At 72.4% G+C, this 21846-nt stretch carries 17 protein-coding genes; 7 read left to right on the forward strand and 10 right to left on the reverse strand.

Features of this window, described 5'->3' with window-relative positions:
* Positions 1 to 29 precede the first annotated feature (29 nt).
* From fdh to ACZ79I_RS37690, 4 genes are all read right to left on the reverse strand, one after another.
* The gene (fdh, locus tag ACZ79I_RS37675) at positions 30 to 3290 is read right to left on the reverse strand and encodes a formate dehydrogenase (RefSeq protein WP_471503976.1); all 3261 of its coding nucleotides are present in this window, start codon (positions 3288 to 3290) and stop codon (positions 30 to 32) included.
* 216 nt (positions 3291 to 3506) lie between these two features.
* A complete protein-coding gene (gene nrfD, locus ACZ79I_RS37680) occupies positions 3507 to 4526 on the reverse strand; it encodes an NrfD/PsrC family molybdoenzyme membrane anchor subunit (RefSeq protein ID WP_471503978.1) in 1020 nt (339 codons plus the stop codon).
* The gene (locus ACZ79I_RS37685) at positions 4526 to 5455 is read right to left on the reverse strand and encodes a 4Fe-4S dicluster domain-containing protein (protein ID WP_471503980.1); all 930 of its coding nucleotides are present in this window, start codon (positions 5453 to 5455) and stop codon (positions 4526 to 4528) included. The genes nrfD and ACZ79I_RS37685 overlap by 1 nt, the downstream gene beginning before the upstream one ends.
* Positions 5456 to 5640: 185 nt before the next feature.
* A complete protein-coding gene (locus ACZ79I_RS37690; protein ID WP_471503982.1) occupies positions 5641 to 8031 on the reverse strand; it encodes an ATP-binding cassette domain-containing protein in 2391 nt (796 codons plus the stop codon).
* 235 nt (positions 8032 to 8266) lie between these two features.
* Here ACZ79I_RS37690 and ACZ79I_RS37695 point away from each other — a divergent pair, with 235 nt between their 5' ends.
* From ACZ79I_RS37695 to ACZ79I_RS37725, 7 genes are all read left to right on the forward strand, one after another.
* Positions 8267 to 8920: a phosphoribosyltransferase gene (locus ACZ79I_RS37695; RefSeq protein WP_471503984.1), complete on the forward strand. Its 654-nt coding sequence runs from the start codon at positions 8267 to 8269 to the stop codon at positions 8918 to 8920.
* A 129-nt stretch (positions 8921 to 9049) separates the two neighbouring features.
* Positions 9050 to 9700: a dienelactone hydrolase family protein gene (locus ACZ79I_RS37700; protein WP_471503986.1), complete on the forward strand. Its 651-nt coding sequence runs from the start codon at positions 9050 to 9052 to the stop codon at positions 9698 to 9700.
* Between the two features lie 198 nt (positions 9701 to 9898).
* The gene (locus ACZ79I_RS37705; protein ID WP_471503988.1) at positions 9899 to 11107 is read left to right on the forward strand and encodes an EfeM/EfeO family lipoprotein; all 1209 of its coding nucleotides are present in this window, start codon (positions 9899 to 9901) and stop codon (positions 11105 to 11107) included.
* A complete protein-coding gene (gene efeB, locus ACZ79I_RS37710) occupies positions 11104 to 12333 on the forward strand; it encodes an iron uptake transporter deferrochelatase/peroxidase subunit (protein WP_471503990.1) in 1230 nt (409 codons plus the stop codon). Before ACZ79I_RS37705 ends, efeB begins: the two co-directional genes overlap by 4 nt.
* A 174-nt stretch (positions 12334 to 12507) precedes the next feature.
* The gene (locus ACZ79I_RS37715; RefSeq protein WP_471503992.1) at positions 12508 to 14355 is read left to right on the forward strand and encodes a phospholipase C; all 1848 of its coding nucleotides are present in this window, start codon (positions 12508 to 12510) and stop codon (positions 14353 to 14355) included.
* 239 nt (positions 14356 to 14594) lie between these two features.
* A complete protein-coding gene (locus ACZ79I_RS37720) occupies positions 14595 to 15836 on the forward strand; it encodes an acyl-CoA dehydrogenase family protein (RefSeq protein WP_471503994.1) in 1242 nt (413 codons plus the stop codon).
* Between the two features lie 163 nt (positions 15837 to 15999).
* Entirely contained in the window at positions 16000 to 16407 is a 408-nt protein-coding gene (locus ACZ79I_RS37725) for an SseB family protein (protein WP_471503996.1), read from the forward strand.
* A gap of 50 nt (positions 16408 to 16457) precedes the next feature.
* On the opposite strand, the gene ACZ79I_RS37730 is transcribed toward ACZ79I_RS37725, so the two are convergent.
* The 6 genes from ACZ79I_RS37730 to ACZ79I_RS37755 all read right to left on the reverse strand — a co-directional run bounded on the left by ACZ79I_RS37730 (position 16458) and on the right by ACZ79I_RS37755 (position 21715).
* Positions 16458 to 16862 (reverse strand): MarR family winged helix-turn-helix transcriptional regulator, encoded by a 405-nt coding sequence (locus ACZ79I_RS37730; RefSeq protein ID WP_471503998.1) that lies wholly within the window; start codon positions 16860 to 16862, stop codon positions 16458 to 16460.
* A 68-nt stretch (positions 16863 to 16930) separates the two neighbouring features.
* Entirely contained in the window at positions 16931 to 17281 is a 351-nt protein-coding gene (locus ACZ79I_RS37735; protein WP_471504000.1) for a VOC family protein, read from the reverse strand.
* A gap of 195 nt (positions 17282 to 17476) precedes the next feature.
* On the reverse strand, positions 17477 to 18508 hold the full coding sequence (locus ACZ79I_RS37740) for a LacI family DNA-binding transcriptional regulator (RefSeq protein WP_471504002.1): 1032 nt from the start codon (positions 18506 to 18508) through the stop codon (positions 17477 to 17479).
* Positions 18505 to 19410, reverse strand: coding sequence for a carbohydrate ABC transporter permease (locus ACZ79I_RS37745; RefSeq protein WP_471504004.1), 906 nt, complete (start codon positions 19408 to 19410; stop codon positions 18505 to 18507). The genes ACZ79I_RS37740 and ACZ79I_RS37745 overlap by 4 nt, the downstream gene beginning before the upstream one ends.
* Positions 19407 to 20390 carry a carbohydrate ABC transporter permease gene (locus ACZ79I_RS37750; protein ID WP_471504006.1) on the reverse strand — a complete coding sequence of 328 codons (984 nt, stop codon included), beginning with the start codon at positions 20388 to 20390 and terminating at the stop codon, positions 19407 to 19409. The genes ACZ79I_RS37745 and ACZ79I_RS37750 overlap by 4 nt, the downstream gene beginning before the upstream one ends.
* Positions 20390 to 21715 carry an ABC transporter substrate-binding protein gene (locus ACZ79I_RS37755; protein WP_471504008.1) on the reverse strand — a complete coding sequence of 442 codons (1326 nt, stop codon included), beginning with the start codon at positions 21713 to 21715 and terminating at the stop codon, positions 20390 to 20392. The genes ACZ79I_RS37750 and ACZ79I_RS37755 overlap by 1 nt, the downstream gene beginning before the upstream one ends.
* Positions 21716 to 21846 lie beyond the last annotated feature (131 nt).

Genomic DNA, 21846 nt, shown 5'->3' on the forward strand with positions numbered 1-21846 from the left:
CGGCCCGCGCACGGCCGCGACCGGCGGGGTCAGGGTTCCGTGCCGGTGCGCTCGTCGATACCGGCGCGCGCCCGGTAGACGCGGACCAGCTCCACCGCCGCCGGGCCCCGGGGGCGGCGGCCCGGCCGGATGTCGACGGCGAACGCCTTGGCCTCCTGGATATGGGTGTTCGGGTCGAGCGACATGTGCAGCAGCTCGTTGGCGGCGTCGCCCGTGCTGTAGCCGTTCGGCCCCCAGTGGTAGGGCAGCCCCACCTGGTGCAGGGTGCGCCCGTGCACGGTCAGCGGCGGCACGCGGTCGGTGACCAGCACCCGTGCCTCGATCACGGCCCGGGCGCTGACGATCGTCGCCCATCCGGTGTGCTCCAGCCCCCGCTCGGCGGCGAGCCCGGGTGACACCTCGCAGAAGAACTCCGGCTGCAGCTCCGCCAGATAGGGCTGCCAGCGGGACATGCCGCCCGCGGTGTGGTGCTCGGTGAGCCGGTAGGTGGTGGCGACGTACGGGAACACCTCCGAGCCCGGCTCGGTGCCGCTGGGCTGGTAGCGGTTGTCCGGATGCGGTGGCAGCAACTGCCGCACCGGGTTGCGCTGCCGCCCGTACAGCAGGTTGGGGAAGGGCGAGTCCTGCGGCTCGTAGTGGGTGGGCAGCGGTCCGTCGGTGAGCCCGGCGGGCACGAACAGCCATGCCTTGCCGTCGGCCTGCATGATGAACGGGTCGGTGCCCGAGAGCGCCGCGGGCCCGGTCGCGTCCCGCGGGGCCCGGTGGCCGGGTGGCTTGTCCTTCGCGAAGTCGGGGACGTCGTGGCCCGTCCACCGCCCCTCCTCCGCGTCCCACCACACCAGCGCCTTGCGCTCGCTCCACGGCCTGCCGTCGGGGTCCGCCGAGGCGCGGTTGTAGAGGATGCGGCGGTTGGCCGGCCAGGCCCAGCCCCACTCGCTCGCGATCCAGTCCTGCCGCCCGCCGGGCTCGCGGCGAGCCGCCCGGTTGACGCCGTCGGCGTGGACCCCGCAGTAGATCCAGCAGCCGCAGGCGGTGGAACCGTCGTCCTTGAGCTGCTCGTAGGAGGCCAGCGGGTTCCCCTCGGCGTCGCGCCCGTTGATCTCGGCGAGGACGGCCTCCGCGTCCGGCTCCGCCGTCTCGCCCTGGGTGGGATAGTCCCAGGTGAGGTCGAGCACCGGCCGGTCCACCGGGTCGGTGGACCCGGCGAGCCTGTCCCGGATGATCCGCCCGAGGTGGAAGGTGAACCACAGGTCGCTGCGCGCCTCGCCCGGCGGTTCGACGGCCTGGTGGTGCCACTGCAGCAGGCGCTGGGTGTTGGTGAAGCTGCCGTCCTTCTCGGTGTGTGCGGCGGCCGGCAGGAAGAACACCTCGGTGCCGATGTCCTCCGTGCGCAGCTCTCCCGTCTCGATCTCCGGGCCGTCCTTCCACCAGGTGGCCGACTCGATCAGGGAGAAGTCCCGTACGACGAGCCAGTCCAGGCAGGCCATGCCCAGCCGCTGCATCTTCGAGTTGGCCGAGCCGACCGCGGGGTTCTCGCCCATGAGGAAGTACCCCTTGCAGGTTCCCTCCAGCTGGGCCATGACCGTTTCATAGGTGGAGTGGGATCCGGTCAGCCGCGGCAGGTAGTCGAAGCAGAAGTCGTTCTCCGCCGTCGCGGCCTTCCCCCAGTACGCCTTGAGCAGGCTCACCAGGTAGGCGCGCATGTTGCCCCAGTAGCCCTTGCGCGCGGCTTCCGCCTGCACGAACGCGTCCAGGTCCTCGTTCTTGTGCGCGTGCGGCATCGGGATGTAGCCGGGCAGCAGGTTGAAGAGGGTGGGGATGTCCGTCGACCCCTGGATGGAGGCGTGCCCGCGCAGCGCGAGGATGCCGCCGCCCGGCCGGCCGATGTTGCCGAGCAGGCTCTGCAGCACGGCGGCGCCGCGGATGTACTGCACGCCCACGGTGTGCTGGGTCCAGCCGACCGCGTAGGCGAAGGCCGTGGTCCGTTCCCGGCCGGAGTTGTCCGTGACGAGCTCGCACACCTGGCGGAACAGGTCCTGCGGCACCCCGCAGATCCGCTCGACCGTCTCGGGTGTGTAGCGGGCGTAGTGCCGCTTGAGCACCTGGAAGACGCAGCGCGGATGGGTCAGGGTCTCGTCCCGCTCGGGCTCGCCCTCGCCGAGGGCCGCGCCGCCCGCCCCGTGGGCCTCACCCCGCGCGGCCTCGGCCACCGAGCTGCCGCCGCCGGTGCGTTCCCCGTACTCCTGGTCGCGTGCGCCCGAGGCCGCCTGCACCTCCGTGCCCGCGTACTGCCAGCTGCTGTTGTCGTAGCTGCGGGTCTTGGGGTCGAGGCCGGAGAAGACGCCGTCGAGGTCCTCGGTGTCCCGGAAGTCCTCGCGCAGCACCACGGGAGCGTTGGTGTAGGCCACCACGTACTCGCGGAAGTACTTCCCGTTCTGCAGGACGTAGTTGATCAGCCCGCCGAGGAAGGCGATGTCCGAGCCGGCGCGCAGCGGCACGTGCAGGTCCGCCAGCGCACTGGTCCGGGTGAACCGCGGGTCGACGTGGATCACCTTCGCTCCGCGGGCCTTGGCCTCCATCACCCACTGGAACCCGACGGGATGACACTCGGCCATGTTCGAGCCCTGGATGACGATGCAGTCGGCGTTCTGCAGGTCCTGCTGGAAGGTGGTCGCGCCGCCGCGGCCGAACGAGGTTCCCAGACCGGGAACGGTGGAGGAGTGTCAAACGCGCGCCTGGTTCTCGATCTGAATGGCTCCCAGGGCCGTGAACAGCTTCTTGATCAGGTAGTTCTCTTCGTTGTCCAGCGTGGCCCCGCCCAGGCTGGCGATGCCGAGCGTGCGCCGGGTGCGGGTCCCGTCGACCTCCCACTGCCAGCCGGAGCGGCGCGCCGCGATCACCCGGTCGGCGATCATGTCCATCGCCGTGGCGAGGTCGAGGCGCTCCCACTCGGTGCCGTACGGCCGCCGGTACAGCACATGGTGCTCGCGGGCGCCGCCGGTGGTCAGCTGCAGGCTGGCCGAGCCCTTGGGGCACAGCCGGCCGCGCGAGATCGGCGAGTCCGGGTCGCCCTCGATCTGCGTGACCCGCCCGCCCTCGACGTACACGTTCTGGCCGCAGCCCACGGCGCAGTACGGGCACACCGACTTCACCACCCGGTCCGCGGTGGCGACCCGGGGGGTGAGCCGCTCGCTGGCCGGGCTCTTGGCGGCGGCGCCCCGGCCGAGCGGGTCCGTCCCCTTGAGCTGGCGGTAGACCGGCCAGGAGCCGATCCATGTGCGTACGCCCACGACGTGTGCCCTCCGTGCTGCTCGGTGCGGTCCGTCCGGTCGTTCACGGTGCCCTGAGCCGGGCCTCCGGGCCTCCGGTCGCCCGGAGCCCGGCGCTCACGGTCCTCCTGCGGCAGATTGTGCCGCGACCGGGCGGTCACGGCATCCTCGGACGCCTCTGCCCCGCCCGGAGTACCCGCCGCCCGGCCGGAGAAACCGGTGTCGTGCGCGCCCGCCTCAACGGCCTCGGGCCTCCAGCCGCTCCCGCTGCGGTACGACGGTGTACCCCGGATCCTTCGCGGAGGCCACTCCGGCGTGGAACACGGCGAACCGCAGCGCCGCGGAGCCCGTCAGCAGGGCCGCGCCGGCCGCCGCCGCCAGACGCCGGCTGCGTCGCCGGCCCGCGAACACCGTCAGCGCGGCGCCGCTCGCGGTGAGCGCCTCCGCACAGCGCAGCAGCGCGTGCGGCCTGCCCTGCTCGTAGGGCCCGGCCGTCAGGCCCATGCGTCGCTTCATCACCTGGAACGCGCCCAGTTCGAGGCCGGCCCCCAGCACCGCCATGCGGCGCGCGGGCCCCGCCTGCGCGACCGGGGCTGCGGCCAGGGCCAGTCCGGCCGCCGCGGTCGCGGCGGACCCCGCGAAGACGAACGGCATCTCCCGGTACCCGTCGTGCCAGGTGGGCACCGCGGTGTCGGAGAGCAGGACGGCCGTGTACGTGGCGACGGCCGGGCCGAGGACGGCGCCGGCCGCCGTGGCCGCGGCGCCGACGACGCGGTGGCGGCCCGCGACGTCGGTGGCGGCGGCCACCACCGTGAGCGGGGCGTAACCGGCCAGCAGCCACGACCCCGTGTTCATCGGGGAGGTCGGCTTCAGGATGCGGAGCATGTTGAGGAAACGGGCGGGGCGGCCGAGGTCGTGCACGAGGGCGGCCAGCGACACGGAGATCGCTCCCGCCGCGCCCAGCTTCGCCGTCCGTGCCAGGACCGGACGTCCGGTCGCCTGGCCTCCGGCGGCCAGCAGGGACGACGCGCCGGCGAGCCCTCCGAGGTACAGGTAGCCGGCGATGTCCAGGGCCCGCCAGGTCGGCTCGTTCAGGACCGGCCGGCCGTAGTACGAGGAGAAGCGGGCCTCCGGCACCACGGGCTGCTCGCCGCGTCCCCGGCGCCGCCGGCGGCGCCCGGTGCCTGCCCCCGTGACGGCGTCCCGCCCGGGCCGCGCCCCCTGCGTCCCGTCACGGGTGACGTCCGAACCGGGCATCACGGCCTCCCGGCGAAGCCGACGACGGCCATCGCGGCGAGCGCGGCGGCGGCCGCGGCCGCGTGCCGCCACATGTCCGGCAGATCCCGGGTGGTGACGACCGGGTCGGGCGGCAGACCGTAGACCTCCGGCTCGTCCAGCAGCAGGAAGAACGCGCCGTCGCCGCCGACACCGTCGTCGGGGCTCTCGCCGTACAGGCGGGCATCGGTGACGCCCGCCGCGTGCAACCGGTCGACGCGGGCCGCCGCCCGCCGCCGCAGCTCCTCCAGGGGGCCGAACTGGATGGACTCGGTGGGACACGCCTTCGCGCAGGCCGGGTCCAGGCCGACGCCGAGCCGGTCGTAGCACAAGGTGCACTTCCAGGCGCGCCCGTCGCCGCGGCGCTGGTCGATGACGCCGTACGGGCACGCGGGCACGCAGTAGCCGCAGCCGTTGCAGATGTCCTCCTGCACGACGACCGTGCCGAACTCGGTGCGGAACAGCGACCCGGTGGGACACACATCGAGGCAGGCCGCGTGCGTGCAGTGCTTGCAGACGTCCGAGGCCATCAGCCAGCGCAGCTCGGTGCGTCCGTCGGGCGCGACCGGCGAGACGGGGCCGGGGGAGGGCTGCGGGGCGCCCAGGCGCCGCGCGGCGTCGAACACGTCGACGTCCCGCCGGCCGGCGTCCGGCTCCCGCCCGTCCGGCGGCGTGCGCTGCTCGATGAAGGCCACGTGCCGCCAGGTGTCCGCGCCGAGCCGCTGGGTGTTGTCGTAGGACATGCCGGTCAGTTCGAGGCCGTCCTCGGGCACGGAGTTCCACTCTTTGCACGCCACTTCGCACGCCTTGCAGCCGATGCACACGGAGGTGTCCGTGAAGAAGCCCATGCGGGGCGGGGGTTCGGTGTGCCCGGCCGCCCCGCCCGCTTCCGCAGCACTGCCGTGGGCCATGACCGAACCTCCTCGCTCCGTGCCCGCCTTCCCACCGTCGCCTGTGCACGGCGAGCCACCCTCGGTGGTCCTTCGAGCCTGGCACGGGTGTCCCCGGGCCGCGCGCTCAAACAGGCGGGGCCTCGCCGCCGACGCGACCCGGCGCGGCTCGACGGGGTCCGGACCCTCGACCGGGCCGTCGGGGGTCAGGCGCCGACGTAGGCCGCGAGGTGCTCGCCGGTGAGGGTGGAGCGTGCGGCGACGAGGTCGGCGGGTGTGCCCTCGAAGACGATCCGGCCGCCGTCGTGGCCGGCACCGGGGCCGAGGTCGATGATCCAGTCGGCGTGCGCCATGACCGCCTGGTGGTGTTCGACGACGATGACCGACTTCCCGGAGTCGACGAGCCGGTCCAGCAGGGCGAGCAACTGCTCGACGTCGGCGAGGTGCAGGCCGGCGGTGGGCTCGTCGAGGACGTAGACGCCGCCCTTCTCGGCCATGTGGGTGGCCAGCTTGAGCCGCTGCCGCTCGCCGCCGGACAGCGTGGTGAGCGGCTGGCCGAGGGTGAGATAGCCGAGCCCGACGTCGGCGAGCCGGCCGAGGATCGTGTGCGCGGCCGGTGTGCGGGCCTCACCGGCGCCGAAGAACTCCTCGGCCTCGGTCACCGGCATCGCCAGCACCTCGCTGATGTCGCGGCCGCCGAGGTGGTGGTGGAGCACCGCTGCCTGGAACCGCTTCCCCTCGCAGTCCTCGCAGGTGGTGGCGACACCGGCCATCATCGCCAGGTCGGTGTAGACGACGCCGGCGCCGTTGCAGGTGGGGCAGGCGCCCTCGGAGTTGGAGCTGAACAGCGCCGGCTTCACGCCGTTGGCCTTCGCGAACGCCTTGCGGATCGGGTCGAGCAGTCCCGTGTAGGTCGCCGGGTTGCTCCGCCGGGAGCCGCGGATCGTGCCCTGGTCGACCGACACCACCCCCGCACCGGCGGGGATCGACCCGTGCACGAGCGAGCTCTTGCCGGAGCCGGCCACGCCGGTGACGACGGCGAGCACCCCGAGCGGGATGTCGACGTCGACGTCGCGCAGGTTGTTCGCCGTCGCGCCGTGGATCTCCAGCACGCCGGTGGGCTTGCGCACCGTCTCCTTCAGGCGTGCCCGGTCGTCGAAGTGGCGGCCGGTGAGGGTGCCGCCCGCCCGCAGCCCCTCGACGGTGCCCTCGAAGCAGACGGTGCCGCCCGCCGTGCCGGCGCCGGGGCCCAGGTCGACGACGTGGTCGGCGATCGCGATCACCTCCGGCTTGTGCTCCACGACGAGCACCGTGTTGCCCTTGTCCCGCAGCCGCAGCAGCAGCTCGTTCATCCGCTGGATGTCATGGGGGTGCAGGCCCGTGGTGGGCTCGTCGAAGACGTAGGTGACGTCGGTGAGCGAGGAGCCGAGATGGCGGATCATCTTGACGCGCTGCGCCTCGCCGCCCGACAGGGTGCCCGAGGGCCGGGCGAGCGCGAGGTAGCCGAGGCCGATCTCCGTGAACGAGTCGAGCGTCTGCTGCAGCGCCGCGAGCAGCGGCGCCACCGACGGCTCGTCGAGGCCGCGGACCCATTGGGCCAGGTCGCTGATCTGCATCGCGCAGGCGTCGGCGATGCTGACGCCCTCGATCTTCGACGACCTGGCCCCCTCGCTCAGCCGGGTGCCGCCGCAGTCGGGACAGGCGGTGAACGTGACCGCACGGTCCACGAACTCCCGGATGTGCGGCTGCATCGACTCCCGGTCCTTGGAGAGCATCGACTTCTGGATCCGCGGGATCAGCCCCTCGTAGGTCATGTTGATGCCCGCGATCTTCATCCGCGTCGGCTCGCGGTGCAGGAAGTCGTGCAGCTCCTGCGTGGTGTACGCGCGGATCGGCTTGTCCGGGTCGACGAGGCCCGACTCGCTGTAGAGCCGGTGGTTCCAGCCCCCCGACTTGTAGCCGGGGATGGTCATCGCGCCCTCGGCGAGCGACTTGGAGTCGTCGTAGAGCTGGGTGAGGTCGACGTCGGAGACCGTGCCGCGGCCTTCGCAGCGCGGGCACATGCCGCCGGTGATGCGGAAGCTGCGGCGCTCCTTCACCGTCTGTCCGCCGCGCTCCACGGTGACCGCGCCCGCTCCGCTGATCGAGGCGACATTGAAGGAGAACGCCTTGGGCGAGCCGATGTGCGGCCGCCCGAGCCGGCTGAAGAGGATGCGCAGCATCGCGTTGGCGTCGGTGACGGTGCCGACCGTGGAGCGGGGGTCGCCCCCGAGCCGCTGCTGGTCGACGACGATCGCGGTCGTCAGCCCGTCGAGGACGTCGACCTCGGGCCGCGCCAGCGTCGGCATGAAACCCTGTACGAACGCGCTGTAGGTCTCGTTGATCAGCCGCTGCGACTCCGCGGCGATCGTGTTGAACACCAGCGAGCTCTTGCCCGAGCCGGAGACGCCGGTGAACACCGTCAGCCGGCGCTTGGGGATCTCGATGCTGACGTCCTTGAGGTTGTTCTCGCGCGCGCCGTGCACGCGGATCAGATCGTGACTGTCCGCAGCGTGCGGCGCAGACGACCGCGTGTCCGTCCCCGTGGCCATGCTCATGCTCTCTCCTCAAGGGTGATGCCCGTGGCGGTCAGGCTATGTGCGGCTCGGTGATCGGCGCTTCTCGATTCCTGATCGGTTCCGGAAGATGCGAGAATCGACAGGGTCCGGATGGCATGGACGGCGCCGCCCGCGCACCCGGTGCGGCCGGATTCCCGTACGCCGGGGACGCCGTTCGTCCTCCGCGCGGTGGCCCCGCGTGCCCGCGCCGGGCCCCGGAGAAGGGAGCGATGCTGTGCGTTTCCCCAACCGCCGGCAGGCCGGCCGGGAGCTGGCCGCCAGGCTGCTGGAACGGGCGGCCGGCGGCGATCTCGCCGACGTGATCGTGCTCGCGCTGCCACGCGGCGGCGTTCCGGTCGGGGCGGAGATCGCCCGGGCCCTGAAGGTTCCGCTGGACGTGCTGGTCGTCTCCACGATCGGGGTGCCCGGTGCCCCGGAGATCGGCATCGGGGCACTCGTCGGCGAGGAACCGCCGCTGTTCGACCCGGTGGGTCTGGAGGCGATGCATCTGGACGAGCACAAGCTCGGCTCGGAGGTGGCGGGGGAACGGACCGCACTGCACCGGCGCGAAGGGCTCTACCGGGCCGGACGACCCGCTCCACGGGTCCGCGGGCGCAGCGTGGTGCTCGTCGCCGACGGGCTGACCACCGGCATCACCGCACGTGCGGCCCTGCGCCATCTGCGGCACCGGGAGCCCGGGCGCCTCGTCCTGGCCGTGCCGGTCTGCGGCCCCGGCGTCGCCGACGCGCTGCGCGCCGAAGCCGACGAGGTGATCTGCCTGCGCCGGCCGCCTCGTCTGAGGTCCGTGGGGGAGGGGTACGCGGAGTTCGAACCGGTCTCCGACCAGGAGGTGCTCGACGCGCTGCGGGAACTCCACCCGGCGGTGTGAGCGGCCTCTGGCCCGTCGCGCGCGTGGGCCGTTCGGGCGCGGGTACCCGCAGTGACCGGACGTCGGGACGTCCGGGCCGCGGGGAGACGACAGCCGCGGGGAGATGACAGTCGCGGGGAGATGAGAGCGATGATCTCCGAGATGGTGATGGTCCCGGCGGAACACGCCGTGCTCGCCGGCGACCTGGTCGTGCCCGCCCGGGTGCCTGCGGTGGTGGTGTTCGCACACGGCAGCGGCAGCTCCCGGCACAGTGTGGGCAACCGGGCGGTCGCGGCGGAACTGCACCGGGCGGGACTGGGCACCTTGCTCATGGACCTGCTCACCGAGCGCGAGGAGCGCGAGGACGCGGCGACGGCCGAGCACCGCTTCGACATCCCGCTGCTGAGCGGACGCCTGGTCGCCGCCGTCGACTGGCTGGCGCAGCAGCCGGAGACCGGGGGACTCCCGGTCGGTCTGCTCGGGGCCGACACCGGGGCGGCCGCCGCACTGGTGGCGGCCGCGGAGCGGCGGGACCGGGTGTGCGCGGTCGTCTCCCGGGGCGGGCGGCCGGACCTGGCGGGCGACGACCTGGACCGGGTCCGGGCACCGGTCCTCCTCGTCGTGGGAGGCGGCGACCAGACGGTCCTCGACCTCAACCGGGAGGCCGCCGCGAGGCTCTCGGCCCCGCACGAGCTCCATGTCGTGCCGGGTGCCACCCACCTCTTCCAGGAGCCCGGTGCCCTGGAGGAGGTGGCGGAGGCCGCCGGACGATGGATCCTGGCCCAGGGGAGGGCCGGATGACCCGGTGCCCCGGCCGCGACGGCACCCCGGGCCGGCGCCGCCGTCCGTGAGCATGAGGTGAACCCCGGAGGAAAACCCGGTGCCCTCCCTCCGTGTGGGATGTCCGGGCGTGCGCGGCTGTCTAGCATGAGGTGATCGCGCCCGGCACGCGGGCGTGATCGGCACGTTCGCACGTCGTCCGGGGGAGGCGCGGAAGGAATGCCGGTTCCCGGCCGCACATCACGGCGGGCCCGACTCTGGGCCGCCGGGGGACTCCTCCTCGCCGCCGCGCTCGTGGCGGCACTGCTCGCCGCGGCCCTCGGCGGCGGCCGCACCGGCGCCGGCGCGGCCGCAGGCGACGGGCTTCCGCACACCACCGTCGAGGTGTCGCCGAGCCGCTGTGGACGCGGCTGGGACAGGCCGGGCCCCGGGGTGCAGGTCTTCGACCTGCACAACACCTCCGACGGGCCCGCCGAGGTGTACCTGGAGGACCCGGGCAGCCGGCTGGTGTACGGCGAGGTGGAGGGGCTGGCCCCCGGCACGACACGGCAGTTGACGGTACGACTCGGCAAGGGGGAGTACGCCTTCGAGTGCGTGCCCGACGACGCCGACGCGGTCGTCGGGCCCACCGTGCGCCTCACCCGGGGGCACGGCGGCCCGGGGGCGGCCCCCGTCACCGAGCACGACCTGATCCCCCCGGCGATCGCCTACCAGACGTGGGTCGGCCGCGGCCTCGACGAGGTGGTGCGGGGGACCTCGCGGCTGCGGGACGCGATCGACCGCGGGGACCTCAGAGGGGCCCGTACCGCCTGGCTGCCGGCGCACCTCGCCTACGAGCGGCTCGGCGCGGCCTACGGTGCCTTCGGCGACGCCGGCGAGCGGATCGACAGGACGGACGCGGGACTGCCCCACGGCGTCCACGACCCGTCCTTCACGGGCTTCCACCGCATCGAGTACGGGCTGTGGCACGGCGAGCCGGCCCACTCCCTGCGCGCCCCGGCGGCCGCCCTCCTCAAGGACGCCGCCGCGCTGCGCCGCAGTTGGGCGCAGACCCGCATGGACCCGGCCCAACTCGGGCTGCGGGCCCACGAGATCCTGGAGGACACCCTGCGGTCCGAGCTGACCGGGCGCACCGACTACGGCAGCGGCAGCAGCCTCGCGACGGCCGGAGCCGACCTCGACGGCACGCGCGCCGTCCTGTCCCGGCTGCGTCCCCTGCTCACCACCCGGTACGCGGATCTGCCGCGCCTCGACGGGGCGGTGGCCCGGGCACGGCGCCTCCTGGACGGCTTCCGCCACGGCGGTCGCTGGACGCCCCTCGACCACCTGCGGCGCGCCCGGCGCGAACAACTCGACGCGGTCCTCGGCGACCTGGTGGAGCGGCTTGCCCCGGTGGCGACGCTGTGCGATCCGCGGAGGACGGCATGACGACGGCGCGCGGAACGGGCGGGGTCGGCCGACGCGGCTTCCTGCGCGGCGCGGCCCTGGCCGGGGCCGGGCTCGTGGCGGGGGGAGCGGCCGCCCCGGGCGCGGTGGACGGCGCGGGTGCGCCCGCCGCCGTGCCCTTCCACGGGCCCCACCAGCGTTCGGTGCTCGCCGCGCCGCACCGGGTCAGCGCGTTCACCGCGTTCGACGTGACCGCCCAGAACCGCGCGGAACTCACCGACCTCCTGCGCACCCTCACGGCCCGCGCCCGCTTCCTGGCCTCGGGCGGAACACCCGAGCCCGTCGGCATCACCGGGCCGCCCGCCGACTCCGGCGTCCTGGGCGCCCGCGTACCGTCCGGTGCGCTCGCGGTCACCGTCGGAGTCGGCGCCGCGCTCTTCGACGACCGCTTCGGCCTCGCCGCGCACCGCCCGCGCCGGCTCACGGCCATGCCGACCTTCCCCGACGACGACCTGCGCCCCGGGTGGTGCCACGGCGACCTCAGCCTCCACCTGCACGCCGAGGAACCGGACATCGTGCTGCACGCACTGCGCGACATCGCCCGGCACACCCGCGGCGGACTGCAGGTCCGCTGGCGCCTCGACGGCTTCACCAGCCCGCCCCGGCCCTCCGGAACCCCCCGCAATCTCATGGGATTCAAGGACGGCACGGCCAACCCCGACGTCACCAGCGCCCATGAGATGGACCGCCTGGTGTGGGTGGGCGGGGGCGCGGGCGAGCCGGACTGGGCGGTCGGGGGCAGCTACCAGGTCGTGCGGCTGATCCGCATGCTCGTGGAGTTCTGGGACCGGGTCTCCCTCGGCGAACAGGAGCGGATCTTCGGCCGGGCCCGCGAGTCGGGCGCGCCCCTCGACGGCGACGCCGAGCACGACGCACCGGACTACGCCGACGACCCCAAGGGCGAAGTCATCCCGCTGGACAGCCACATACGGCTGGCCAACCCGCGCACGGCGGACACCGCCGGCCAGCGGATCCTGCGCCGCGCCTACAACTACGACCGGGGCACGGACGTCAACGGCGACCTCGACATGGGCCTGCTGTTCTGCTGCTACCAGCAGGATCCGGTCCGTCAGTTCGAGGCCGTGCAGCGTCGCCTGGCAGGTGAGCCCCTCACCGACTACATCAAGCCGTTCGGCGGCGGCTACTTCTTCGCCCTGCCCGGCGTGCGGGACGCCGCCGACTGGTACGGACGCGCCCTCCTCGGCTGAACCTGTCCGGACAACTCGCCCGCCTCGTTGGTCAATACACGGTCAAGCTTTGGCCGCGCTTTCCTGACCCGGTGTTCACTGCGGGGTCATCATGGCTCCGCCCGGGCGCCGACCGCCCGGCGGAGCATCCTGATCCGTACCGCGCAAGACATCCGTGTCCGGAGGGTAACCAGCATGGGCAGCACAAGAAGACGAGCGGCGATACGGACTGTGGGGGCGTTCGTGGGCGCGGCCGCGCTCACGGTGCTCGGCGGCAACACGCCCACCTGGGCCGCCGCGTCCTTCGGGCAGCACCACGGCCATCCCTCGACGGCCACGCCGATCAAGCACGTGGTCGTCCTCTTCGGCGAGAACATCTCCTTCGACCACTACTTCGCGACCTATCCCAAGGCGGCGAACAGCGACGGCACCACGTTCACGGCGTCGAAGCGGACCCCGAAGGACATCGACACGCTCGCGCACGCGGGGCTGCTCACGAAGAACCCGAACCAGTACCCGCCCAAGCGGCTCGCCCCGTCGCAGGCCATGACCTGCGACCAGAACCACTCCTACGGGCCCGAGCAGTACGCCGCCGACGGCGGCAAGGCCGACAAGTACGTGGAGAACACCGAGGTCGGCAAGTGCAGCGGCGGCCTGTTCGGCGAGCCGGGCCTGGTGATGGACTACTACGACGGCAACACCGTCACCGCGCTGTGGAACTACGCCCAGCACTACTCCCTCAACGACCGCTCCTTCAGCTCGGTCTACGGCCCGTCCACGCCCGGCGCGCTCAACCTGGTCTCCGGTCAGACGCACGGCGTGGTCTCCACGGACCCCGCCTCCGGCACCGAGAACCCCAAGCAGACCTCGACGCCCGACCCGTACACCGTCAAGTCCCCCGACGCCCAGGGTGTCGGCACGGTCGTCAACGATCCGGACCCGGCGTACGACGACTGCTCCGGCAAGGACCACACCAGCAGCAACGCCCTCGCGGCGATGCAGGGCCGCAACATCGGTGATGTGCTGAACGCCCGGAACGTCAGCTGGGGTTGGTTCCAGGGCGGCTTCCGCCCGTCCGCCGCATGGGACGGCGAGCAGGGCCACTACGCCAAGTGCGACACCACGCACACCAACGTCGGCGGGGCCTCGGTCGTGGACTACAGCCCGCACCACTCGCCCTTCCAGTACTACAAGTCGACGTCCAACCCGCACCACCTGCCTCCGCGGAGCGTCGACGAGATCGGCCACGCCGGCCAGGCCAACCACAACTACGACCTGACCGACTTCGACGCCGCGCTCAAGGCGGGCAAGCTCCCCGCCGTCAGCTTCGTGAAGGCCGCCGCGTACCAGGACGGCCACGCCGCCTACTCCGACCCGATCGACGAGCAGCACTTCCTCGTCGACCGGATCAACGCGATCCAGAGCGCACCGCAGTGGAAGTCCACCGCCGTCGTCATCGCCTACGACGACTCCGACGGCTGGTACGACCACGCCTACGTCGCGCCGCGCAACGGCTCCACGGACACCTCGCTCGGCTCCAACGGCAAGGCCACCGACAGCCCGGCCTGCCAGGCCGGCCCGGCGGCGTCGGGCGGTTACGCGGACCGCTGCGGGCCCGGCACCCGTCAGCCGCTGCTCGTGGTGTCCCCGTACAGCAAGGTCGACAGGGTCGACCACACGCTGACCGACCAGTCCTCGATCATCCGCTTCATCGAGGACAACTGGCACACGGGCCGGATCGGTGACCACTCCTTCGACGCCACGGCCGGGTCGCTGTCGGGCATGTTCGACTTCCGGCACCCCAACAACAGGCAGGTCCTGCTGAACGCGGACGGCTCGGTCAGGTCGGTCGGCCCGGTGCGCCCGGTGAAGGCCGTGGCCACCGGCATCACCCCGGGCCCGGCGATGCAGAACACGGCGGCGGCCACGGACGCCTCCTCGTTCCCCGGTGTCCCGGTGGGCATCGCGGCGGGCGCCCTCGTGGCGGCCGGCGCCACGGGCACGTACCTCACCCTGCGCCGCAGGCAGCGCGGCACCGCCTGACTCGCGGACACGGCGGGCGGCGGCCCCGGGGGTACCCGGGGCCGCCGCCCGCCGTGGGCGTATCGCGGCGGGGCGGTGCCGGCCAGTGTGCCGCCGTCCGGCTCCACCATGGAGATCCGGCTCAACCGACCGGCGGATGAGCCTACTTGACGCTTTCCGGTGGGTACGCCACGGCATGGTGGCGTGTTCAATCATCTCTGTCGCGCACGGACGGCCCCACATCCCAGGAGGCACCCACCGTGATTGCCGTTCCCGAACCGGAACTCACCGAACGCGAACTGATCGAGCGGGCGATGGCGCTGCGGCCCCGTCTGCTCGAACGCCAGGAGGAGACCGAGCGGCTGACGCACTATCCCCAGGACACCCACGAGGCGTTCCTGCGGGCCGGCTTCTACCGCATGCTCCAGCCACGCCGCTACGGCGGCTACGAGTGCGGGCTGCCCGCCTTCTACCGCGTGGTCACCGAGGTCGCGCGCGGCTGCCCCTCCACCGGCTGGGCGCTGTCGCTGACGGCCGCGCACGTCCTCCAGGTCGCCTCCGTCTTCGACGAGCGGGCCCAGGACGAGGTCTTCGGCTCCGACGGGGACTTCAGAGCCGCCTCCACGGTGCTCCCGATCGGTGTGGCCCGGCCCGACGGCGACGGGCACGTCGTCCTCGACGGCACCTGGCCCTACTCCTCGGGCGCCCCGTACTCCACGCACTACGTCGGCCAGACGCTGCGCGCTCCGGAGAAGCCCGGAGACCCGCCCGGGCCGCTCGTCCTGTTCGTCGCGCCCCGCGCGATCTGGACCGTGGTCGACGACTGGCACGGCGTCCTCGGCCTGCGCGGCAGCGGGTCCAACAGCATCCGCATCGAGGAGGGGCGGCTGCCCGGGTACCTCACACGCGAGGCGAGCCTGCTCGATCTGCCCGTCGAGGGCGGCACACCCGGCTCCAAGCTGCACGGCAACCCCATGTACGCGGGCCGGGCGCCCAGTTTCTTCCACGGGGAGCTCGCCGCCATCATGATCGGCACGGCGTACGCGGCCGCCGACGAATACGCGCGCATCGTCGCCGAGCGCCCCCTGGCGGCCGACCCCGCGCGCACCCGCGCCCACCTGCCCGACTACCAGCGCCACCTCGGCGAGGCGCTCGCAGCGGTCCACACCGCCCAGGCGGCGCTGCAGCGGTGCGCCGAGGACTGGATGGAGACCTGCCGGCGCAACGTCTCCGGGGAGGCCCCCTTCACCACCGCCGAGGACAACCGGCTGGCGCTGGTCTTCCTGACCGCGGGGCGCATGGCCTGGGACGCGCTCCAGGGCATCCTCTTCCGCACGGCCGGCTCCCGGCACGCCCGTGACGGCGCCCGGATGCAGCGCTACTTCCGCGACGCGGCGACGTACTGGACGCACGTCGGGGCGTCGATGGCGGAGCCGCTGTACCGCCGCGTGGGCTGCGACCGGCTCGGACTGCCGTCGGACGGCATTCCCCTGATCGCCTGACCGCGTCCGGGCGGCCGGGTTCCGGGCGGCCGGGTTCCGGGCCGGGGAAAGATCCGGTACGGGCGGCATGATTGCCCCGGCCCCGGGCGGGTACGCGACGGGAGCCTGCCCGGAGCCGCCGGTTCCGGAGTGTGCCCGTCCGCCACGACCTGGGGATCTGACCATGGACATACCCAAGAACGACAGCCACTCGACCGCGGCTCAGGCGGCACTCACCACCCTCGCGGTGGACGCCGAGGACTCCGAGGCGCTGGACACGCTGGCCGGGAGCGACGTACTGGTGCCCGTGCCGGACGACGTGACCGAGGAGGACGCCACCGACCCGAACGCCGTGGCGCTGCCCGTCCTGGAGCAGCCGGACGGCGAGCAGGCGGTGCCCGTGTTCACCTCCGAGACGGAGATGACCGACCTGTTGCCGTTCGTCTCCCGCTATCGCCTCGTGCCGCTCGGCGCGCTCGCCGCCCAGTGGCCCACCGATGAGCTGCTGCTCACCATCGACGCGGCCTCGCCCCACGGGCTGACCCTCGACTCCGAGGGGGTCCGCACCCTGCTGGCCAGGCCGCAGGGGTGAGCACGGAAGGGTCCGTCCGGTGGGCGGACCCTTGTCCGGCGCGGGGCGGTTCAGGCCGGCGGGGGCTCCGCGACCAGCGTGCGGGACAGGACCTCGCGTTGCAGCGGGAGTACGCGGGTGTGCAGTTCGCGGCCCTTGCCGGTCAGGGCGACCCACACCCCGCGCCGGTCCTCCTCGCACACGGAACGCCGCACCAGGCCGTCCTTCTCCAGCCGGCCGATCAGCCGGGACAGGGCGCTCTGGCTCAGATGGACCCGCCCGGCGATGTTCTGCACCCGGCACTGGTCGCCCTCTGCGGGGGCCTCGGCGGCCAGGATGTCGAGCACCTCGAAGTCGCTGGCGCCGAGCCCGTGGGGGTGCAGCACACGGTCGATCTCGCACATGGTGCGCGCGTGCAGGGCCAGGATGTCCCGCCACTGCTCCTCGAGCCGGGCACCGGCCGTCTTCGCTGACATACCCGCACGGTAACAGAAGGCGGCATTTTTGTTTACCGTGCAACTAGTGTAGTGGTCAGTGAGACGCCCTACGCGGCGGGGTCCTGGGTGAGCCCCACGAGGTTGCCGTCCGGGTCCTTCACCGACGCGATCAGCTTGCCGCCGCCCACGTCCCGCACGTCCTGCAGCAGTTCGGCCCCCGCCTCCAGCAGGGCCGTGAGGCGGGCCCTGATGTCGGAGACGGTCCAGTACGGCACGGGGCCGGTCATTCCCGCGGCGTGCCCGTTCGGGTCGAGGCCCACGTCCTGTCCCGCGTCCCGGAAGCCGACGTAGTACGGCTCGTCCGCGTACGGTTCCACCTCCAGCAGCGCGCTGAACAGGGCCTTGGCCCGGGCGAGGTCCTTGACGGGGTAGATGATCGTTTTCAGGCCGGCGGTCATGGGGTGCTCCTCCGTGGTACGCGGTCCGGCGTCGTTCGCCGGCGGTTTCACGCTAGGGCGGGGGAGCGGGGTGTGGCTTCTCGAATCCTGACCGGTTGGATTCCGCCCACTCAGGATGCCGGCCGGGCCGCCGCCGGCCGGTGCGACGCGGGCCGGTGGAACGTGGGCCGGTGCGACGCGGGCCGAGCCGCCGGCTCAGGCCGACTCGCGTCTGACCAGCTCCGTCGGCAGGATCACCGCCGCCGGGTCCTCCCCGCCTATCTGCGCCAGCAGCACCCGCACCATCTCGTTGCTGATCCGGTCCCATGGCTGGCGGATGGTGGTGAGCGCGGGCCTCACCGCGGTCGCTGCGGGAGAGTCGTCGAACCCCCCGACCGCCACGTCCTCGGGGACCCGGCGGCCCGCCCGCTGGAGCGCGGTCAGCACGCCCTGCGCCATCAGGTCGGACGCCACGAACACCGCGTCCATGTCCGGCACCCGCGCCAGGAGCCGCTCGGCGCCCGCCTCGCCGCCGGCCCGGCTGTAGTCGCCCGGCACCACGAGCTTCTCGTCGATCTCGACGCCCGCCTCGGTGAGCACCTCCTTGTAGCCCGCGAGCCGCTCGACACCGCCCGGCGTGTCCAGCGGACCGGTGACGACACCGATCCGCCGCCGCCCCAACGACAGCAGATGGCGCACCATGTCCCGGGCGCCGTCCCGGTCGTCCGCAGCCACATAGCTCACCTTGGAGCCGAGCCCGAGGGGTTTGCCGCACGCGACCAGCGGCACGCCCGCCTCACGCAGTTCCTCGGCGACCGGGTCCCCGGAGTGGCTGGAGACCAGCAGCACCCCGTCGACGTGGCCCGCGGTGATGTACCGCGTGATGCGCCGCCGTTCGTCCTTGGTCCCGGCGAGCATCAGCAGGAGGGGGACGTCGTGCGCGGCCAGCGCCTGAGTGCAGCCGCGCAGCAGGACGTTGAAGTTGGGGTCCTCGAAGAACCTCTCCTGCGGTTCGGTCAGCAGGAAGCCGATCGAGTCCGAGCGGCCGGTGATCAGGGAGCGCGCGTGCCGGTTGACGACGTACCCCGTCTTGCGGATGGCGGCGTTGACCGCCTCCTGCGCGGACGGGCTCACATAGTGTCCGCCGTTGAGCACGCGCGAGACGGTCCCGCGTGAGACACCCGCCTCACGCGCGACGTCGTGGATCGTCGGCGGTCTGCGCCGGCCCCCCGGATTGTTCATGGTCATGACTTTACGGCTCCGGAGAGCAGATCGAGGCTCCAGAAGCGCTGGACGACGAGGAAGAGAGCGATCAGCGGGATGATCGCCAGCAGGGCGCCGGTGACGACCAGGGTGTAGAGCGCGGGCCGGCTGTTGCCCTGGGCGAGCAGGGTGAACAGGCCGAGCGTCATGGGGAACTTCTCGTCGTCGCTCAGCATGATGTACGGCAGCAGGAAGTTGTTCCAGATCGCCACGAACTGGAAGAGGAAGATCGTCACCAGGCCGGGCACCATCATCGGCAGGCCGATCCGCGCGAAGATCCGCCACTCCCCGGCCCCGTCCATCCGCCCTGCCTCCACCACATCGGCCGGCACGGCCGCGGCGGCGTAGATCCTCCCCAGGTAGACGCCGTACGGGGAGAGGACCAGCGGCAGCATCACGGAGGCGTAGGAGTCGGTGAGGTCCGCCTCGGCCAGCAGCAGGTACTGGGGTATGGCCAGGATCACGGGCGGCATCAGCACGCCCGCCAGCAGGATGTTGAAGACGGTCTCACGTCCGCGGAAGCGGTAGACGGCGAGGGCGTAGCCGGAGACGGCGGAGACCGCGGTCGACAGCAGCGCTCCCACCCCCGCGTACAGGGCCGAGTTGCCCATCCACTGCCAGTAGACGCCGTCGCGGTAGGCGTTGAGGTCCGCGAGGTTTCCGGCGAGACCCGTGCCCGGCAGGAGAGTGAAGGTGGAGAAGAGTTCCTCGCCCGACTTGGTGGCGGCCATGACCACCCAGGCGACGGGCAGCAGGCAGTACGCCGCGCCGAGCAGGAGCGCGACGGTGGGGACGAGGGCGATACGGCGGCGCGGCGACGGCCCCTGGGCGGTGCCGGGTGTGGCGCCGGCCGCGGGGGCCGCCTTCCGGACGGCGAGGGCACTCATCGGGCCTCCTCCTGCCGGGAACGGGCGTTCGCGACGCGCAGGAACCCGAAGGACAGGACGAGGGTGGCGACGGCGATGATCACGGCCTGGGCGGCCGCCGAGTAGATGTCGTTGTTGCCGAAGGCGTCCTGATAGACCTTCATCAGCGGACTCCAGGTGGTGGAGACGGAGTTGGTGAGCGGCCTGAGGGTGGTCGGCTCGGCGAAGACCTGGAGCGTCGCGATGATCGAGAAGAAGAAGGTGAGCACCAGCGAGGGAGCCACCATCGGGATCTTGACGCGCAGCGCGATCTGGAGCTGCGAGCAGCCGTCGAGCTTCGCCGCCTCGTACACCTCGGCCGGGATGGCCCGGAGCGATGTGTAGATGACGATCATGTTGAAGCCGGTGCCGCCCCAGACCGCGATGTTGGCCAGCGCGACGAACAGCGGCCCGCCGTCCAGCAGATCGGGCTGGGGCAGGCCCGCACGGTCGAGCAGGAAGAAGAAGGGGCTCACGCTCGGCAGGTACAGGAAGCCCCACAGCAGAGCCGCGATCACGCCGGGGATGGCGTAGGGAAGGAAGATCGCCAGCCGGGTGAAGGAGGTGAACCGCACCCGCTCGGTGTCCAGCATCAGGGCGAAGAGCAGCGCCGAGCCCAGCATCACGGGGACGACGATGGCGCCGTAGCCGAGAACGCGCAGCGCGCCGCCGACCAGTTCCGAGTCGGAGAGTGCGGCGGTGTAGTTGGACAGCCCCGTCCACACCTCGCGGCGGGCACCGGACCCCAGCCCCAGGCCCTTGACCTCGACCTTGCGGAGGCTGAGGTAGACCGCGTACCCGATGGGCAGGACGAAGAACAGCAGGAACAGCACGGCGGCGGGGAGAAGGAACGCGTACGGAGCACGCCGTACACGTCCGCTGACGGCGCGGGTGCGGGCGCGGGGCGCACGGCCGGAACCGCGCGCCCTCCCGCCGGTGTTGTCGTCGCTGGTGCCGGACATCACTCGGCGACCTCGAAGCCCTGCTTCTTCAGGTCGGCGACGGTGTCGTCCTGCATGGCGGCCAGTGCGCCGCCGAACGCGGCCGTGCTCTTGTCCTTGGCGGCCTTGCCGAAGGCGTCCCTGAAGGTGGTGTAGGCGACGTTGACGTTGGGGCCCCAGGCGGATGCCGCGGTGGTCTTCGCGATCTCGGCGGCCCTGGTGTAGAAGTCCGGCTGGTTGGAGAAGAAGGCCGGGGCCTTCGACAGGGCGCCACCGGTCTGGGCGGCGGTGGCGGCGGGGTAGATGCCGCCCTCCTTCACCATCGCGGCGAGCGCCTCCTCATCGGTGTTCAGCCAGGTGGCGAACCTGGCCGCGGCATCCTTGTGCCGAGAGTCGTTGGTGATGCCGGTGGAGGAGCCGCCCCAGCTGCCGGTCGTGCTCTCGCCCGCGCTCCACTGCGGCAGCGGGGCCATCGCCCACTTGCCCGCGGTGTCCGGGGCCGCGGTGGTCAGCACGCCGGGGGCCCAGACCGCGCTGACCCAGGCGATCTGCCCGCCGGTGTTGAGCGCCTTGTTCCAGGCCGGGGTGTACATCGGCTGGTTGTCGATCGCGCCCTCCTCGACGAGACCGCCCCAGAAGTCGGCGACCTTCCGCGTGGCCGCGTCGTCGATGCCGACCTTCCACTTCTCACCGGCGCTGGTCCACCACCTGGCGCCGGCCTGCTGGGCGAGGCCCGCGAACAGGCCCGGGTCGTTGGAGGAGAAGGTGGTCAGGGACTTGGAGGGGTCCTTCTTCCTGAGCTCGCGGGCGGTCCGGGCGAACTCGTCCCACGTGGTGGGGACGGTCAGGCCGTACTTCTTGAAGAGATCGGCGCGGTAGTAGAACATCAGCGGCCCCGAGTCCTGGGGGACCGCGTAGGCGCTGCCGGTGCCGAGGGTGACCTGCTGCCAGATGCCGGGGGCGAACTTGCCCCGGGCGTCCTTCACGTCCTTCGTGATGTCGGCGAGGACGTCATTGCTCACGAGGGTGGGGATGGCCTGGTACTCGGCCTGCACCAGGTCGGGAGCCTTCTTGGCCTTGGCCGCCGTGATGATCTTCGTGACCAGTTCGTCGCCGGAGGCCTGCTTCTTCACGGTGACCTGGATCTCCGGGTGCTTCTTGTTCCAGATCGCGGCGACCTTGTCCATGCCGGGCGCCCAGGCCCAGTAGGTCAGCGAGACGGGCCCGGAACCGCCCGCGTCCTTGTCCCCGGAACCCGAGCCGGAGCCGCAGGCAGTGAGTGCGGTGGCCCCGAGGGCCACGGAGATCGAGGCGGCCATGAGGCGTCGGCGCAACGTGAAGTGCATGAGCGTGTCTCCCCTGACGAGAGGGCCTGAAGGCATGGGATCGGCAGACCGGACATGAGCGGCTCGTGTCTGTGAGCGTTCACAGTAGAGAAACGTCCGGGACACTTGTCAATGGTTGTTGCTGTGCGGTT

This window comes from Streptomyces sp. PSU-S4-23, from assembly GCF_055632315.1.